Here is a 17,967-nt window from a genome sequence, read left to right on the forward strand (position 1 = left end):
AGCCGTTATTTAAGAGCTGCCTTATGGAAACCAGGGCATATCTGGGTACGAAAAATCGAAGGGAAAGGTGCTTCTTAATTCTTAAAATCTGGCTGTCGCTCAAGTCTAATTGTATATTGTAAAAAAATGAATGGAGCCACCTTTAGTTGGGTATTTACTTTTTTGGCTCTAATAGAAAAAAGATTAAAACTGAAAATTCTGGTATTATTTATGCAACGCTAGTGGTTGTAAATACCTTTTTCAATCAATGGTTGCAGAGCAATTATGACAAGCTACCTAATAAGATAATATTAGATTTCGGGTTTATTGAAAGCGTTAGCAATGACCTTGTCACTTCTTTTGCTCCTATATTAAGTTTATTAAAAGGAAAAACGGTAATTGTAATGAGTGGTGCGGTACCAAACAGTATACCTGTTGCATCAGATGAGAATTACAAGTTTCCTCGGATTGAAAAAGAATTATTTAATGAAATGAAGAAAATATCCTCTAACGATACTGACTTGATGTTTGGAGACTATTCTTCTGTAAGCCCTATCATTTCAACAGGAGGCAGAGCAATAGTCCAAGTTAAGTATACTTTAGATAACGACTATTGGTTTGTTAGAAATGGTCTACGTCAAGGAAATTATGACTTTGTTAAAGTCTGCCAACAGATTGCCAGCTTAAGTGGATTTGACGAAAAGTACTGCTGGGGAGATGAATATATTAAGTCTGTGGTTGATGACAATACCAATAAAGGGAATCCTTCCGTTTGGACGTCAATTGGAGTAAACAGACATACCGTAGTTTGTCTTAATGAATTATGATAATGAAAAGAGAATTGGAGCAGGCAATGAAATGCCTGCTTCTTTTATGAGTTCTTCATATGCATGCGTACTTCTTTTTTTAATAAGGATTTTATTTTCTCTGATAGTGTTTCATCTAATGTCTTAATAACATCTTGTTTAAATAACTTCCTAATTTGACTCTTGGTTATTTTCCTACCTAAAAATTCATCTCTAGAAGCAATTCGCTTAATATCATTTGAAGACAGCAAGGATACGAAATCTTTAAAGGAATGATTTGGATTCAGTCTAGCTTTTCTGATAAAAGATAGTCTAACCGTATCTAGACGAGTTTTTGTCGCTACTATAATCCCCCAATACTCAGGAACAGTATCAACTATTGACTCAGCGTATTTCGAGCCTACAACAATATAATTCATTTCAAAATTCCTATCATATTCGGGAATTTGAGTTTCTAATCGTTTTATCGAATCAAAATCACTTTTGATTTCGTACGCGATTACATGGCCATTTACAGCAACTACGTCCGCACGAGCTCTTCCAGAAGGCACTGTTAATTCTTCATAAATTTTACAATCCTTATAAGTAGATACTCTAGAAACCAATGCTTTTCGAATTTGCTTATCATCAAGCTTGTTCATTTTTATCACCTAATATTATTTTATAGCATTAAAGTTTTTTTTCAATTGATTTTTTATTTATCGTAAACCCCATCATATAGTTTAAGCTGACCATCTAAGGTTATTCGAGACTTATTACATAAAAAAGAACGAACCTACTCCCCCTCAAATCAGGAGAATAGAATCCGTTCCCGTCATTCCTATTTATTCACTTAACCATTCATCAACCAGCTCTCGATTGTCGTCCACCCATTTTTCTGCACCAACAATCGGGTCTTCCCCTGCCGCTTCTGCTTCAGCTACATAGCTCATCAATTCACCAATAGCATCATCATCCATTTTCCAGTTCTTCAACCATTGATCAACTTCCGGGTAATCGTCAGCGAAACCTAATCTTTTCGCATGATGAATTTTTTCCGTTTCTCCGAATGACTTTTTCGGGTCTTCCAAATATTTTAAGTCCATCTCTGAAAACACACGATGCGGGTTCCATAATGGTGCGACAACCGGTTCTTCCGCTTTGACTGACTCCTCGATAACTGTAATCATCGCTGGCTCGGAACTTGGTACAAGCTCAAATTCCAACTCGTATTCCTCAATCATTTCTTCGGTAACATCCATTGTTCCTGCACCAGGATCAAAACCAATAATCTTCCCCTCAAACAGATCCTTGTTCTCATTTAAATCTTCAATACTATTGATATCTTCCATATAAGCTGGTACAACTAGTCCAACTTTAGCATTGTCATACCAAACTTCTTCTGAAAAATCGATTTCCTCTTGATATCGTTCGAAATAGTGCTTATCTTGAACGGGCAGCCAAAATTCCAAGTTGACATCCAACTCGTCATTCGCCAATGCAGCCATTTGTGTCCCCATATCTAATAAATGGAACTTAACGTCATATCCTTTTTCCTCAAGAATAACTTTCCACATATTTGTGACTGCAATGTTTTCTGCCCAACTAATCTGTCCCATATCGATTGTCTCATTCGCACTTTCTGCCTCACTCTCTGAAGCTGCACCTTCCGCATCTCCATTCCCGCATGCCGCTAGCACACTTATCATTAATAAAGTAAGGACAAATAATATACTCCTTCGAACACTCATGAATTAAACTGCCTCCTATAAAATTTAGCTTTCATCGTTTTCTTTTGGTAAAAATTCAAATATTTCTCCGGTACGAATACTTGCTGCTAATTTTCTTAACCAATGGTAATATACTTTGGATTCATTCAGCATTTCGTAATATTCTTCAGCTTCTGCTTTTATTTCCTCTGCTATTGACGGATCATTAATAATTTTAGCCAATTCCTTCTCAGCAATATGAACGGCATCCAAGTTCATACTCGCTTCCCGCTCCCATTGTTGGCAATAGAAGGACATAAAGGTATTGAAAAAATTCTTTTCCGCTGTATACGTATGTTTTCTGGAACCTCTCGTAAAAAGACGTTTCACAAAACCAATGTTCTGCAACTTACGTACACTTGTACTCATGCTTGCCTTGGTCATCCCAACTTCTTCAAGCATCTCATCCAAATTCATTTTATCCTCAAAATACATCGTGGCGTACAACCTACCGGCGGCTGGCGTCACTCCGTATAAATCCATCGTTTCTGCGATAGTACCAATAACTTGGTCCTTTGCAAATTCTATTTTTTCTCTTGCTGCTTTATCTTTTGAGCTTTCCACTGGCAAACTCTCCTTGTATGTTGTTCACTTTGTTAAATTTTTTCTTAACAAATTAAATACTACGCTTTTTAAAAATATTGTCAAGTGGAACTGACAAGAAAAAACGCGTTATTACCTATTTACTATCACATTATAAAATTATTTTTCATCTAGAATATGTTTTAAAAATCAACTGAATTTTTTTGACACAACTTTTTTTATGTGTTAGATTAAATTTGTTCACAACGTTAAATTTTTTCTTAACAAACTTAACAATGCTATTGACGATCAACTAGGAGGTTTCTGTATTGGACATAAAAAAACAATATATAAATGGCCAATGGGTTGATGCCATCTCTGGAAATACAAGAGAAATTATTAATCCATATAACCAAGAGGTCATTGCAGTTGTTGCCGAAGGAGACGAACAGGATTCCGAAAAGGCAATCGCTGCAGCAAGAGAAGCATTTGACCATGGTGAGTGGCCACATACATCGGCAACCGAACGAGCAAAAATTGTTAACAAAATTGCGGATCTCATTGAACGCGACCAAGAGGAACTCGCGAAGCTTGAATCATTAGATACCGGAAAAACACTGGAAGAAAGCCGATGGGATATGGAAGATATTGCTGGTGTCTTCCGTTACTATGCGGAGCTTGCCGATAAAGATGGAGGTCAAATCATAAACTCCCCCATCCCAAATTCAATCAGCAAAGTAGTGAAAGAACCTGTTGGTGTCTGCGGGCAAATTACTCCTTGGAACTATCCACTGCTTCAAGCATCTTGGAAACTGGCTCCAGCTCTCGTAACTGGAAACACACTCATCATCAAGCCGAGTGAAATTACACCACTTACACATATTAAAATCTTTGAACTCATCGAAGAAGCTGGAGTACCTAAAGGTGTTGCCAACCTTGTACTTGGCCCAGGAAACACAGTCGGCGCAGTACTATCCAATCATAAGGATGTAGATTTAATCTCCTTTACCGGCGGAATTGAGACAGGAAAAACGATTATGCAAGCTGCAAGTCATAATATGAAAAAAATCGCACTCGAACTCGGTGGCAAGAATCCGAATGTCATCTTTGCTGATGCTGATTTAGAAGTCGCAATCGATCAAGCTTTAAATGCTGTCTTCTTCCATGCTGGACAAATCTGTTCAGCTGGAACGAGAATCATCGTCGAAGAAAGCATCCACAATACACTTGTCGATGCACTCACTGAGCGCGTGAAAAAAATCAAGCTTGGAAATGGTTTTGATGAAACAACACAGATGGGACCACTTATTTCACAAGAACATTTAAATAAAGTGGAAAAGTATGTTGAAAAAGGAATCGAAGAAGGGGCAACTGTCGCAGTCGGAGGCAGACGTCCAGAAGATGCAGAACTTCAAAATGGATTTTTCTATCTACCTACCATTTTGACAAATTGCACGACCGACATGAGTGTTGTTCAAGACGAAGCTTTTGGTCCGGTCATTACAGTGGAGAAATTTGAAACCGAAGAAGAAGCTATGAAACTAGCAAATGATTCTATTTACGGACTATCCGGCGGTGTATGGACAAAAGATATCGCAAAGGCAGAACGCTGTGTTGCAAAAATGCGCATGGGTACCGTCTGGATCAATGATTTTAATATCTACTTCCCACACGCTCCATGGGGTGGTTATAAGCAATCTGGAATCGGCCGCGAACTAGGAGTCATGGGACTCGAAGAATACCAAGAAACCAAACACGTATTCCAAAATCTAAAACCAGAAACCATAAACTGGTTCTAAAACAGTAATCTACAACAAATCTATAATGATTCAGTACATAGGAGGCAATTATTAATGAGTTTAAATATGAAAGTAGAACATATGTATAAATTTCACCAATTCGAACTACCAACAGCGATTAAACACGGAATTGGATCCATCAAGCATGTTGGAGAAGAGGTTAAAAACCTTGGCGTGACAAAAGCGTTACTTGTAACCGACCCAGGAATCTATCATGCGGGTATCACGAAGCCAATTGAAAACTATTTAAAAGAGGCTGGAATCGAAGTTTCTTTATTTAATAAAGTAGAACCAAACCCTCCAGTACGTCTTATTGCAGAGGGAAGCAAGCAGTACAAAGAAGATAACTGTGATGGGCTCGTTGCTGTAGGCGGAGGAAGCTCCATGGACACAGCAAAAGCAATTGGTGTTGAAATTGCTCATAACGCTCCCGTTTTAGAATATGAAGCAGCAGAAGGGAAAAAGCCGCTTGAGCACCGCATTCCACCGCTAACTACTATCCCTACAACAGCTGGGACTGGATCAGAAGTAACACAGTGGGCAGTGATTACAGATGAGGAACGTGAATTCAAATTTAATACAGGCGGTCCGCTCATCGCTGCTCACTTAACGATTATCGATCCAGAATTACATGTTTCCATGCCTCCACACGTAACAGCAATGACAGGAATTGATGCACTTGCACATGCCATCGAATGCTACACGATGCACTATGCCCAACCGGTTACAGATGCAGTCGCACTCCTTGCTATCGAATATGTTGGAAAATATATTCGTCGTGCTTACTCAGATGGCGGTGACATTGAGGCAAGATACGGAATGGCTCAAGCTGCCATGCTTGCAGGATTAGCTTACGGAAGTGAATCGGCAGGAGCAGCGCATGCCATGTCTCAAACACTTGGTGGTATTATCCCGGTTGCACATGGCCAGTGTGTTGCAACCATGATGGGTCCTGTTATGGAATACAACTGGAAAGGACATCCGGCTAAATTTGCTAGAATCGCACAAGCTCTCGGCGTGAATACACTCCATATGACAACAGAAGAAGCAGCAAAAGCAGCGGTTAATGAAGTTTATAAACTTGCAGAAGACTTGGATATTCCAACTCTAGAAGAACAGGGTGTATCCCCTGACATGATTGATAGACTTTCAAAAGAAGCAATGAAAGATCCTCAAACAGTAGGGAATCCACGTGACTTAACGGAGGAAGATTATAAGTGGATTTATAAACGTTGCTTTAATTTGGTTCCTAAGACGTTGTAATGTTTAATCATATAGCAAAACAACTCCGTTCATGATTCATTCATGAACGGAGTTGTTTAATTTAGACAGAGGGAAGTTGTTCGTACGGTTACCTCATCAGGCCGACAAGTAGTCAGATTATATCCTTCAAATTGTCATTCTGGTGGTGGCAGGCGCCCCGAGTTCAAGATGTAGCGGTTGTTAAATGAATATGACGAACCCCAAGTAATGACATCCCTAAGTTCAAAAATTTAAGCTTACCGATAATGCTTCTTCTCAACCGTAAAAGCCTCTATCGCTTCTCGATCCACTTCATAACCGATACCAACTGATTTAGGTACTTCTATATGACCATTCTCAGCTACAACTTCGGGTAGAATAACGTCTTTCTCCCAATATCGATTGGAGCCGGCAGTATCTCCTGGCAGTGTAAAATTTGATAAAGTTGTCAAAGCGATATTATGTGCTCTTCCAATCCCGGACTCGAGCATTCCTCCGCACCAGACTGGAATATGATTTTGACTGCAGTAATCATGGATTTTCTTCGCCTCTGTCAAGCCGCCGACCCGACCGATTTTAATATTAATAATTTCAGTACTGCCTAGCTCAACCGCTTTTCGTGCGTCCTCCAACGAATGAATACTTTCATCCAAGCATATAGGAGTATTCAGCTCTTTTTGCAAGCGCGCATGATCGATTATGTCATCGGAAGCTAGAGGTTGTTCAATCATCATCAAATCGAATTCGTCCAACTGTTTTAACAGATTGATATCCTCTAAGCGATAGGCAGAGTTTGCATCTGCCATAATTGCCACATCCGGGAATTTTTCACGAAGTGTGCGAATCACTTCTACATCCCAGCCCGGCTTTATTTTCACCTTCATCCGTTTGTATCCTTCTTTTATATAGCCATCTACCAAGTCGACAAGATGTTCAATTGTCGGTTGAATACCAATACTTAGTTCGGGCGGTGCCAGGCACCAACATCACAACATTTTCTTACAAGAAATCTTCGCTGCATTCCATCCGAAACTTCGTGCCCAAGTACGGGCTTGCGAGGCTTCCTCTTTATTATCTTCTTCATAGATTGTCCCTAAAAAGTCAGCAAATCCGCTCAGTCCGCCTACATCATCCAATACGGAAATACCTTCTTTATGAATACAAACTGGTTTATGCTTATCGATGACTGTATTTCTTGCTTCTTCAAGCTCGTCTTCACCAAGCCTATTCTGTTCTAAAAGGTCTTCGCAATCATGAGGTTTCGTTATCTTAACGACCCAATCATCACCAAAATCATAATTGTAAAGAAGCTCCTTCGTGACAGGAAACCATTCATCTGAGGTAAGTTCTTCATCTGGAGATGCGAGAAGCTTGTTCACTTCCAGCCGTTCCAATAAACTTTCCGTCCCACCCTCCAAAAATATAGTAGCATTCATTTCATCCAGGGTGAGATTGATTAATGAGTCTGTTTTAAGTACTTTCGCCCCAGCATTTTTATTTGATTTCTTTCGTGCAAGAAAAGAGTCAAAGGATTCTTGAACCTCAATTGTTTCAAAGCGCTCTAATAATTCCTGTATATCACGCTTGGCTATTTCGGGATGCTCCATTATTCCACCATACACGTAGGGACCCGTATATTTTTTTCTGAGCCATGTATTAATACTTCCACTTTTATAATCATCATCCCAAAATAGATCCTTCGTTGCTTCCGATGGGGCTTGGAATAAAACACCTACTAAATTTGCCCAGCCTTTCACTGTATTCCCTGTTAATTGTTGATAGATATCATCTGGTAAAATAAAACGCCGCAAGTGTGAATTTTGCCAGCCGAACAATTTTTGAATCGTATAATGAAGATTATGCAGTGGCATGTCGGAAGGGATAAGGATGTCTCGCGTTATCGACTTACCGTCACTAGACTCACCATACCTTTTTAACATTCTTCGTTGATAATCTGATAGATAATCATCAGATAATTCTAAGTGAAGACGTACTGGTGTCATTTTGTTTTTCACTTCTTATTCCTCCAGCAAATAATATTAAGCTATTTCAGTATGTCGAACGATTTTGCTTAATACTATAACAGCATATTTACTACTCTCTTTCAAGTCATTATAATAAACTTTTACAGATTGGGAACTGTTTAGTGCAAAAAAAGTTATGATTTTTGCGACCAAAATGTTAGAAGTTTGCACAAAAAAATAATAGGGAATTTTCACTGCTCCTAGCTCTAAAATATCCCACCCGACAAAATTCGACATAGTTCGGGTGGTGACAGGCACGTAGAATTCACAGAAAACAAATGCATGATTTTCACTATTTGGCCAAAAATACAAAGAGATTTCAAAATGAATGGAGAAGTTCAGATGAAATTTTCAACGCGTGGCGATGCCCATAAACTTTATCTTCGTCTTCGGGAGATGGCCCCCGGTGACATAACAAAGAGCCATTATTTAAAAGAAACAGGAGAAATAAAAGAATTTTATCAATCCCTCGACAGTGACACATTACAACTTATCTATTATCAAGTAGCAAAAGAAAAAGGAGGAATAGGGATCATCCCAATATTCGCAACGGCTATACCATGGTTACTCGTGCTGTTTTCTAAACCACTCGAAGATTATATTATTGGTAATGGAAACATGAATTGGATGATTTTCGGGACAATCTATTTGATGATACTTACGGTTAGCTTAATTTTTCATTTTAAAGAGAATGCATGGGCTGTCGTTCACAGTGAAATCATTAAAGATATATTAGAAGAACGAAGAGACTAATAAGGTCGAGTAGGGCAGTGAAGCCTCTCCGACAAATTTGCACATCAAATTGTGCCTCACACCCCTCTGAAAACCGTGCTTACGATTTTCCCGCACATGGCTCTTCCTCTCATCTTTCATAGAATATATCCGATATGATTCTTTAGGTCATAGCTATTAATTTTCAATGTTGGTCTTGGCAGTGGAAGTTTCTATAACTTAAACCCTGTAGCCCAACCACCGAAAAAACGCCGCAATAAGAGGGAACTCGTCCAGAGAGTTCACCTCACACCCCTTCATATCATGCTTTTCTTTCTCTCTCCGCACTGCTTCTCTTAGCTTATTAAATCCAGTTTCTGATGCATCAAACTCAAAAGGCTTAACCAGAATGTCCCCATAAAACGTACAAATCATCGCTTTATGTATATATTTGGCTGCATCCACAGCCACTAATAAAATATTTTCTCCCCCTGTTTTCCGAATAAATTCTGCCCATCGACTTCCATTTCTATCTTGAATATGGTTCAATAATGGTTGGACCATCGTTTTCATCTCCTTTGACTGGGTGTAGTAGGAAGTTCTGTGATAGGTACTTCTATTCTACAATGAAAACGATGGTCTTTCTTATTGTTTTGAACTATTTACTATACTAGGCACGTAGAATTTACTAGCTTCTTAAAATACGCATCAAATCATAATTACGATATTTTTTATTTCTCTTCACTTCCCGATCTGAAAATAATAACTTTTTCTCCGCTAGTGTATTAAGTGCATTCCTAGCAGTATTCGTAGATATGCCAAGATGTTCGGCAACTTTTTTGGCGGTTGTAAATGGATCCGAAAAGGTATAGAGCCAAACCCTTTTTTCCGATTCCAGTTGACATTTAATTAAACCTTCACTCGCTAATCTATCGGCCTTTTCTAGTTTTTCATAAATGCGTGTTGCCATGCGATCACAAGCTTTTAGAAAGAACAAAATCCAATCGCCCCACTCGGGATTCTCTCCTCTTACTCCATTTAACATGTCGTAATATAAGGCACGCTCCTCTTCCAGTTCCTCACTGACAAAAAATATCGGCTGTGTAATAATTTTGGATTGCATCAGTGAAAGCACAATTAAAATACGGCCAAGACGACCATTTCCATCTAAGAATGGATGAATAGATTCAAATTGAGCATGCATAATAGCAGTCTTTATAAGTGGATTTGCATCTTCATCAAAAATGTAGCCGTCAGCAGGTAGATGATCCGTTGTTAGTCTCTCATTGTATGGATGTTTATTAATAAAATACTCTAGATTCTGCATATACTCTTCGATTTCATCAGCAGAAATTGGAATGTAAGTTGCATCTTCTATTCTATTTGAGGGCCCAATAAAATTTTGCACCTTTCGATAATCACCAGAAGCTTGAACCGAACCTCTTGCACCTTGCATTAGTATTCCGTGCAAATCTCTTATCAATCTCCAAGATACTGGATATCCATTTCTTATTCGCTCGGTCCCCTCTTGTAGTGCTTCACGATAATTTTTAACTTCAGTAATTTCCCGTCGAGGGTTACTATCATTCTGTTCTTCTACCACATCTGTGAAAGTAACTTGGGTACCTTCAATCCTTGTTGATTCAACCGATTCACTTAATTGTAGGAGTTGAATGAGACTCTTATTAACAATGGAGTGATTAAACCTTTCCTCCAAACGCCCAATTTTGTGATTTATTTTTGATAATATTTCAAGAATCTGTAACGCTTCTTCTGTTTTTACACTAATAGGAAGTTTTGTGATACCTTTTCTAGCCAAAACCAACACCTCCTTATTTAGTATATTTACTTAAATATACACTTTTATACGTCTTAGCTCAAAATAATGAATATATTTACTTAATAAATCTTTTAATTTTACACAAAACACCTACAAAGTTTATACACTCCGAAATACACTGTTCTATTCCTCTCTGAAATTCAAAGAGACAAGCATGTCTAGATCGTGGCAAGCTAACTTAACTATAAATAAACAACTGACTGATCTGCTTGTCCTTGTTTTTAATAACTATACTTTATTTATCACATTTTTATCACTGGCGTTAATTCAGTATGGAAACGGATGCTTGTACTCCTAAAATGACTCCACCGAAAAAGGGGAATTCCTTCCATTAACTTTAGATGATTGAATTGGGATAAAACATCAGTCGAACACAATAAATAACATAATTCTTGAACATACAATAAGGGAATGAAGCTAGTTAACAACCTCCTCACCTTCCTCCTCCCAATACCTCCTCATCACCTCTTCCACCTGCTGCACCGTCACTTCCTCCTCTCTATTCTTCTTTTCCAACTCCCTCTCCTTCCGTTTCCGCTCCTCTTCCCCATACCACTCGGGAATAATATCTCTTTTCTTCACAAAAAAACCACCACTCAACCCTTTCTTCTCTCTCCGCTCATTCTCAAAAGCGACTAACTCCGCCTCTGCCTGACCGACAGTACGAATCCCCTTCTTATACCAGTCATTCAAAATACTCTTCACATATCCCCAAGACGTCTTATTTCGCTCCAACGCACGTTTCATCGCCTCAATCACTAATTCTTCACCAAGAGTTTGAATCCAATCTTGTAGTGATTCCGCAACAAAAGGACCGACCAAGCCAAAGTTTTCTTGGTAAAACACAATCGCATCCGTTCCATTTTCCACTGGTTCATTTCCTTGGTCCACAAATACACCCGCGCCTGTATCAGCTGCAGATGCATTTGTATTGTTTCGTTTTGTATTTGTTTTGTTTATGTATTGTTTATATAAAGGGGCCGACTTATGGTCCGGAAGATGGGTCACCAGTTGGTCCGGACCATGGGGCAACTGCTCGTTCATGTTATGGACCGGTGGAGGGTTTATCGATTGGTCCGCATGATGGGTCAAATGAGGTTTGCTTTGCAGATGTTCTTGATCTCCTGTCTCTAAAATATGTTCTTCCTTTCTACCATTTGAAATACTATGAACGGATACCTCCGTCTCGCTTCCCTGGAAAACTGCATCAATCCCAAAAACTTCTTCATCTTCCACTACTAAACTATTCATCTTATAAACCGGCGCCTTCCCTCTTCCCTGCGACTCCACCTCTATATAACCAAGGCTCTCAAGTTCAGCCCGCGCCCGTTTAAAACTACTCTCGGTCAGACCTGCCTTATTCCGAAGCACTGAACCAGGCGATGTGAATGTATTTTTCCATCTTGTTTTATTGTTGATATGCATGAGTGCATACCACAAGGCAATTGCCGATCCTGAAAGGGGTGTCTGTTCCTGACGATCATATAATGCGTTAATTTCTTTAATGTAATTCATTTTTTCCATTCCTTTCTATTATTAATAGAACATCATATCGGAGTCAGAACGGTTATTATCTGTACCCGGTCCTGCCCCGATAAGACACACTCCAATTACTCCATAATCAATACTTTTCTCAACTTCTTCCTCGCCTGCTTCCCCCAACTCTTCACTGCCTCAACACTAACCCCTTCTTTCTCCGCAATCTCATTCAAAGACATATCACGAATAATGGCATCATACACCCATTTGCGTTGCTTCACTGTTAAATGGGAGAATATTTCTTTCCATAGCTTTTCATCGATAATTTTCATCTCTGGTATTGGTAGGAGTGAGGAGTTGCTGCTTCTGTTTCCACTGGTGATCGAGGTGATCTCTTGATGGAGGAAGGCTTGTTCTTTTTCTTTCTGCTGGATTTTCTTGCGCATGAGGTCTAGCAGCGAATAGCGGATCGTGTAGTTGAAATAGGTGGACATTGGACCTTTATCAGGCTCGTATCTTTTGTAGGCTCGCCACATCGCATAAAGCCCTTCCGAGTAAAACTCCCCGTCCGGATCTCGGATGCCAAGCTTGTGCATTTGGTAATGAACCCGGTTCTCATTCTGTTTAAAAATCTCCTCGAATGTAAATTGCTTGTGATCTGTCACTGTGAGACACCCTCCTTTATTCAAAACTCTTTTCTATCATAAAAAAAGCTATAGCAAATGAAAAACAGCCTTATTTATGCAAATGAAGCATAAAAGGCTGAAATAATTTTAGAATAATCCACGTTCATATAAAAAAGTACTCGAAACGTGTCACATAATTTGATTTTAAAGAGCTTAAATTAAGTTAGCTGCATTATTTTCATTCCTTAAAGTGGCTTCCAAGCGGTACTAAACTTTAAATCTTATCGACATAATCAAATACAAGCAAGCAGTCTCTAGTAAAATCCCAGCGAACAAAATATCAAAAGAAAGGGTGGTTCTACATCATGAATGTAATTCTCTCAGATTATCATATCAATCAACAAACAGTTGCTCTTCTTCCCGCCTACACATTGGAATATGACACCATTGTCCTCGAACAAGATCAAAAGATTCATGTAAAAAAACCTGCGTTGCATCTGATTAAGGAAGCATGTTTAACTTACGGTTCCAGCTATGAAGGCAGAAGGGAATCCGTCATGCACCAAACCGGGGTGAAGAGAAAAGTGCCTATACCTATCAGCATCTACTGGAACCTATACGCCTTCCCGACACACTCCCCCACCGATTACAACTGTGCATGGCTGTTCCACCGTCATATCTATTCCATACATCCGTCTTCAGACTCGAAAACTACTATCCTATTTAACAATAACGAATGTATCACCGTTGACGTCTCCCCCTTTACCATACAAAACCAGATAAAGCGAACAGAATTGTGCCAGCTTACCTTTTCTAACGGGGAGACTGAAATCCCTTCCTATAACTTAACAATTTAATACAGAATACTCCCAAAATTGCATACATTGGTGGCCTCCAAGCGGTTCTGTGTTTTTTTCTTTCATTGAATAATGAAGTAAATGAAAGGAACCAATACATGACTAATAAAAAGAAGGAAGAAATCAAATTTCAGGAAATAGTTGGGGAAAACATAGAAAAGTATCGTATGGCGAGAGGTATGTCACTAGAAGAGTTAGCTTACAGTAGCCAACTCGATGATAAAAATATTCTTAAACTGGAGCATGGACAACAATCACCGATGGCTTTTACTATTGCTAGACTTGCAAAAGCTTTAGAGATAGAGCCAAATGCATTATATGAAGGAACAGAAAAATACATAGAAGTCCTGCCTCATGTACCTAATCCGAAACGCAGACGGCGAAAGAAAAAATAATCATATAAGACCTACGTCCACACCAATCCACACAACATGAAAACAGCATAGAACTGCATAGTAGATCACTTGCAGAATAAAAAAATATAATGGGTAACCCCGTTATATTTTTTTGATATATAAGTTTATTCGCATTAACCAATACAATAGCAGGGGGAACATGAATGGAGATTCTTTTGATTTTGCTACTATCTACTGTGCTTTTTTTAGTGTGGTTCCGCATGAAGAATGTGGGGAAATGGAAAAAAGTTGGGTATTCTGCAGCATCTTTTATTTTGTTTCTTTTTATGTTTGGTTTGAGCATTGGAAACAACCAGGTTTATGTCGATTTACAACAGGAACAAGAAAAGAATGAAGAACTGACCGAACAAATCATAACGTTGGAAAGCAACAAGGAAGAGTTGGAAGAAGAGTTAGAAACGCTGAACATCTCTGTCTCAGACTTGGAAGATGAATTAGCAATTACAACAAAGGAAAACGATTCGCTTCAAAAGAAATACAGTACATTGGAAGAAGAAAAGGAGCAATTAGCGGAAGAAAAAGCTGATCTTGAAAAAGAAGTGGATGAGCTTAAACAAACTGCTGAGAGCACTGCAACTAACGAACAAAAAGTAGCAAGCAGCAGTGTGGCAGCAAGCTCCAGTTCATCTAATAAAAACAAATCTACCACTGAAGAAAGTAATGAAAGCACTAGTAAAACAGCAAGTGCTTCTGGACAAGCATCCGGGTCCAATAGTTCGGGTAACACTTCAAGCTCTGGCGAGTCGAGTAACTCTAGCCAAAACAGTAGTTCAACTGCTACTAGTGCTTCATCCGGTGAATGTAATATAAAAGGCAGTGAAAGTGGAATCTATCACGTGCCTGGAAGCACATACTATGAACGAACGAAAAACGTGGTACAGTGGTTCTGTTCAACGGATGAGGCTGAAAATGCTGGGTATAGGGCGCCGAAGCGGTAGACTACCCGATTATAATATAACCAATTTAAGTAGTCGCTCACAAAAAATGACTGTTTCATCATAGAAGGGCTGACCAAATCCCATCAAGCACTCCAGTAAAATCGATCACTTCGTTATATAATCTGACATATTTCGATTGGTGACAGGTAAAAAATAAGAGCTAGAACTGATATTATTATCCAGCACTAGCTCTTAACCTAATTTATATTAGACTGCTTGTAATTAAGTGAATACCAATTAACTAGAAGCAATAATCAATCCAATTTCCGTGTAACCTCTTCCATTTCGGATTCAAGATGATAGACTCGCTTATTCAAAGCTTCAGTCCTGCTGTCGACATGCCTCTCTATCATGATAGTTGCCTAGACTGGCAGAGATATCTTTGGATAATTGGAGCTGTCCCTGTTTAATTTCAGTTACATCATGCTTCACTAAAGTTAGATCGTTCTTCAGCAGGGAAACATTATCCTTAACCGTATAAAGTGCTATTTATCGGCTTCAATTCATCTTGCAATACACTTCTTAAAGCCTATAAAGTTTCCTTGTCCATGCTTGAACCTCCCTATTTTCATTACCATCATACATTTTAATTATAAAGAACCTCCTTAGTCCCCTCCTCCACAAATTCCCGATATTTCCTCCGCTTCTCCATCTCATCCCCAGAAAAGTAATCCAAAATCACATTCATATTTAAAAATGGACCTCTCTGAAGATAAAGATAATATCGGTAACTGCTCCACTTGTATTTCTCTGCTTTTTCCACCATCCCCGCCTCCAGCGGATTCAGATGAATATAACGGCTCACTTCAAGCATGCCAGTCTTCGTATCGATGATTTTATCGAAATAGCGTTTTTCAAAAACATGTCCGGAATAATTGTTCTTCGTGTTGTAATAGTCTGCGTAGCGTTTATTAATGAGGGACATTACTTTGGAGACGGGTTGCTTGCGCGAACGGAGTTGGAGATGAAAGTGGTTGTTCATCAGACAGTAGGAGGAAAGCTCAAAAGGGACTTTTCTGTTTACCGTTTGCAAGATATATAAAAACGTTTTAAAATCGCCTTCGTCATGAAACAGATTTTCTCTGCGGTTGCCACGGCTCACAATATGATAAAAGGCATGGGGTACCCAAGTGCGTTTCTTCCTTCCCAATTTTACTTTGCCACCTCGATTCTCTTGTCATTGACTTGAGAGCGACGAAGGTTGACAGATTCCCAGATTGCTTCATTCGTTATGTCATTATGCCCACTTAAATCAGATATGGTACGAGCGAGACGGAGGATTTTCATTTGTACTCGAGTGCTCCAATTGTGTTTGCTTGTCCATTGGTGCATCATTTCCTGTTGCTCGGGAGTAAGGTGGATGTAAGTCATTAACTTTTCATTTTCTACTGTTGCATTCGTAAAATCACCATGATAACGTTCGTATTGCCTTTCCCTAGCTTTAATTACTCGAGTGCGGATTTCTGCGGATGTTTCATTTTGGATTTCCGATTCATTTTCCAAGATAACAGCATCTAGTTTGAGCAAAATATCCATCCGATCCTCAATTGGCCCTGAAATTCTATTTTGGTATTTTGCAATCTGCTTTGGTGTGCATGTGCAATAGTAATGCCTTGAACCTATATAACCACAAGGACAGGGATTCATCGCACCTAACATTTGGAATTTAGCCGGATAAGTGACGGTGGAAGCAGCCCGACTAATCGTTACCTTACCGGATTCTAGCGGTTGCCTGAGCATGTCCAACGTTCGTTTGGGAAACTCAGTCATTTCATCAAGGAATAATACACCATGGTGAGCAAGTGATACTTCACCAGGTTTTGGATTAGATCCTCCTCCAATTAGGGAGACCGCTGAAGCCGAATGATGGGGTTCACGAAAAGGGGCGAGTCCCGATTGATGGATCGTTACACCTGCCAATTGATAAATGCTCATGACTTCAAATTGACTCTCTTGTTTCAAGGGCGGGAGAATGGATGGATACGTTTCCGCAAGCAAACTCTTTCCACATCCCGGCGGACCAACCATTAACACATGATGTCCACCAGCTGCAGCGATTTCCAATGCCCTTTTTGCATGTTGATGACCGAGGACATGTTGGAAGTCTTTCGTGTAGATTATTTCAGGATTTCCTGAACTTTGGGTGGTGTTCTTTGAGGAGATATGGAAAGTAGATAACTGACCGGAAAATGAATCGATGACATCTTGTAGCGTCTCAGCAAAGTAAAATTCAATCCCATCGATGTGGTGAATAGGAAGTTCGTGATCTACAGGCAGATATAACCGCTTAAATCCTTCTTTCTTCGCAGCAATAATCGCTGGCAGCATCCCATCGACAGACTTCACTGAACCATCAAGGGACAACACACCCAAAAATACAGCATCTTCAGGAATTGGATCCTTAAACTCTCCAGCTTCTTTCATAATGCCGATTGCCATTGCCAAATCGAAAAATGGACTATTCTTACGTTCCTCTGTAGGAGACAGGTTGACGATGATTTTCTTATCCGGAATTTCACAGTCATACGCATACAGCGCTGCCATCACCCGATCCTTTGATTCCTTCACCGAAGCATCAGGCAGTCCAACGATGGTGACTCCTTCATTTCCTGGGAGCAACTGCACCTCGACCTGAACTTTGTACCCCTCGATTCCTCTAAGACCAATACTCGAAACCAGCGTCGCCATTTCGCCACCTCGCTTTTTGTTTTATTTGATTACATACAAGATAAGCGATTTCCATGCGTAAGTCAAGAACCTACGTTCGTATTCATAAAAGAAAAAAATGAATTATTGACGGTAAAAATAAATCAACATTATGTTTTCATTACTTTATTTGTAAACGTCAAATAATGTAAACGTCAAATAATCCACACCTAGTTTTAGATGTGGACTATTGTTATGATTTATTTAGTTTTATTTGGTACACGACATTCCGCTGGAATGGACGGTGACCAAGGTAGTAGTTGATCCAATTTCG

The 17,967-nt window shown here is 39.3% G+C and carries 17 protein-coding genes and 1 pseudogene; 7 read left to right on the forward strand and 11 right to left on the reverse strand.

What is annotated here, in order from left to right:
- The first annotated feature begins 146 nt into the window (after positions 1 to 146).
- Positions 147 to 806: a beta family protein gene (locus M3210_RS17770; RefSeq protein WP_251517173.1), complete on the forward strand. Its 660-nt coding sequence runs from the start codon at positions 147 to 149 to the stop codon at positions 804 to 806.
- Positions 807 to 850: 44 nt separating this feature from the next.
- On the opposite strand, the gene M3210_RS17775 is transcribed toward M3210_RS17770, so the two are convergent.
- The 3 genes from M3210_RS17775 to cudC form a co-directional block, all read right to left on the reverse strand.
- On the reverse strand, positions 851 to 1,426 hold the full coding sequence (locus M3210_RS17775; RefSeq protein WP_251517176.1) for a sce7726 family protein: 576 nt from the start codon (positions 1,424 to 1,426) through the stop codon (positions 851 to 853).
- A gap of 183 nt (positions 1,427 to 1,609) precedes the next feature.
- Entirely contained in the window at positions 1,610 to 2,515 is a 906-nt protein-coding gene (locus M3210_RS17780) for a glycine betaine ABC transporter substrate-binding protein (RefSeq protein WP_251517178.1), read from the reverse strand.
- A gap of 24 nt (positions 2,516 to 2,539) precedes the next feature.
- On the reverse strand, positions 2,540 to 3,097 hold the full coding sequence (cudC, locus tag M3210_RS17785) for a choline uptake/conversion transcriptional regulator CudC (protein WP_251517181.1): 558 nt from the start codon (positions 3,095 to 3,097) through the stop codon (positions 2,540 to 2,542).
- Positions 3,098 to 3,384: 287 nt separating this feature from the next.
- Here cudC and betB point away from each other — a divergent pair, with 287 nt between their 5' ends.
- Entirely contained in the window at positions 3,385 to 4,854 is a 1,470-nt protein-coding gene (betB, locus tag M3210_RS17790; protein ID WP_251517184.1) for a betaine-aldehyde dehydrogenase, read from the forward strand.
- Between the two features lie 54 nt (positions 4,855 to 4,908).
- Positions 4,909 to 6,117 carry a choline dehydrogenase gene (gene gbsB / locus M3210_RS17795; RefSeq protein WP_251517187.1) on the forward strand — a complete coding sequence of 403 codons (1,209 nt, stop codon included), beginning with the start codon at positions 4,909 to 4,911 and terminating at the stop codon, positions 6,115 to 6,117.
- A 236-nt stretch (positions 6,118 to 6,353) separates the two neighbouring features.
- Here the strand turns inward: gbsB and menC are convergent.
- Both menC and M3210_RS17805 read right to left on the reverse strand, forming a co-directional pair.
- Positions 6,354 to 7,058 (reverse strand): annotated as a pseudogene (menC, locus tag M3210_RS17800) (o-succinylbenzoate synthase); the annotation flags it as partial.
- Positions 7,059 to 7,082: 24 nt separating this feature from the next.
- A complete protein-coding gene (locus M3210_RS17805; protein WP_251517190.1) occupies positions 7,083 to 8,111 on the reverse strand; it encodes a plasmid pRiA4b ORF-3 family protein in 1,029 nt (342 codons plus the stop codon).
- Between the two features lie 351 nt (positions 8,112 to 8,462).
- Here M3210_RS17805 and M3210_RS17810 point away from each other — a divergent pair, with 351 nt between their 5' ends.
- Positions 8,463 to 8,873 (forward strand): hypothetical protein, encoded by a 411-nt coding sequence (locus M3210_RS17810; RefSeq protein WP_251517193.1) that lies wholly within the window; start codon positions 8,463 to 8,465, stop codon positions 8,871 to 8,873.
- Between the two features lie 198 nt (positions 8,874 to 9,071).
- Here M3210_RS17810 and M3210_RS17815 read toward each other — a convergent pair whose 3' ends face one another.
- The 4 genes from M3210_RS17815 to M3210_RS17830 all read right to left on the reverse strand — a co-directional run bounded on the left by M3210_RS17815 (position 9,072) and on the right by M3210_RS17830 (position 12,815).
- The gene (locus tag M3210_RS17815) at positions 9,072 to 9,395 is read right to left on the reverse strand and encodes a hypothetical protein (protein WP_251517196.1); all 324 of its coding nucleotides are present in this window, start codon (positions 9,393 to 9,395) and stop codon (positions 9,072 to 9,074) included.
- Positions 9,396 to 9,519: 124 nt separating this feature from the next.
- Complete coding sequence (locus tag M3210_RS17820) at positions 9,520 to 10,659, reverse strand: Fic family protein (protein WP_251517198.1); 1,140 nt, start codon at positions 10,657 to 10,659, stop codon at positions 9,520 to 9,522.
- A gap of 429 nt (positions 10,660 to 11,088) precedes the next feature.
- Positions 11,089 to 12,186: a DnaD domain-containing protein gene (locus M3210_RS17825; RefSeq protein ID WP_251517202.1), complete on the reverse strand. Its 1,098-nt coding sequence runs from the start codon at positions 12,184 to 12,186 to the stop codon at positions 11,089 to 11,091.
- Positions 12,187 to 12,281: 95 nt separating this feature from the next.
- On the reverse strand, positions 12,282 to 12,815 hold the full coding sequence (locus tag M3210_RS17830) for a sigma-70 family RNA polymerase sigma factor (RefSeq protein WP_251517205.1): 534 nt from the start codon (positions 12,813 to 12,815) through the stop codon (positions 12,282 to 12,284).
- Between the two features lie 326 nt (positions 12,816 to 13,141).
- Between M3210_RS17830 and M3210_RS17835 the strand changes: the two genes are divergently transcribed.
- The 3 genes from M3210_RS17835 to M3210_RS17845 all read left to right on the forward strand — a co-directional run bounded on the left by M3210_RS17835 (position 13,142) and on the right by M3210_RS17845 (position 14,987).
- Positions 13,142 to 13,633: a competence protein ComK gene (locus M3210_RS17835; protein ID WP_251517208.1), complete on the forward strand. Its 492-nt coding sequence runs from the start codon at positions 13,142 to 13,144 to the stop codon at positions 13,631 to 13,633.
- A gap of 98 nt (positions 13,634 to 13,731) precedes the next feature.
- Positions 13,732 to 14,028, forward strand: a complete 297-nt coding sequence (locus tag M3210_RS17840) for a helix-turn-helix domain-containing protein (protein ID WP_251517211.1) — start codon at positions 13,732 to 13,734, stop codon at positions 14,026 to 14,028.
- Between the two features lie 164 nt (positions 14,029 to 14,192).
- Positions 14,193 to 14,987 (forward strand): sunset domain-containing protein, encoded by a 795-nt coding sequence (locus M3210_RS17845; RefSeq protein ID WP_251517214.1) that lies wholly within the window; start codon positions 14,193 to 14,195, stop codon positions 14,985 to 14,987.
- 586 nt (positions 14,988 to 15,573) lie between these two features.
- Here the strand turns inward: M3210_RS17845 and M3210_RS17850 are convergent.
- Together M3210_RS17850 and M3210_RS17855 are read right to left on the reverse strand one after the other, a co-directional pair.
- Positions 15,574 to 16,137, reverse strand: coding sequence for a transposase (locus tag M3210_RS17850; RefSeq protein ID WP_251517217.1), 564 nt, complete (start codon positions 16,135 to 16,137; stop codon positions 15,574 to 15,576).
- Positions 16,138 to 16,139: 2 nt separating this feature from the next.
- Positions 16,140 to 17,675, reverse strand: coding sequence for a YifB family Mg chelatase-like AAA ATPase (locus M3210_RS17855; protein ID WP_251517220.1), 1,536 nt, complete (start codon positions 17,673 to 17,675; stop codon positions 16,140 to 16,142).
- Between the last annotated feature and the right edge of the window lie 292 nt (positions 17,676 to 17,967).

The sequence above is a fragment of the Oceanobacillus luteolus genome, from assembly GCF_023715655.1.
GTDB classification, from domain to species: domain Bacteria; phylum Bacillota; class Bacilli; order Bacillales; family Amphibacillaceae; genus Oceanobacillus; species Oceanobacillus luteolus.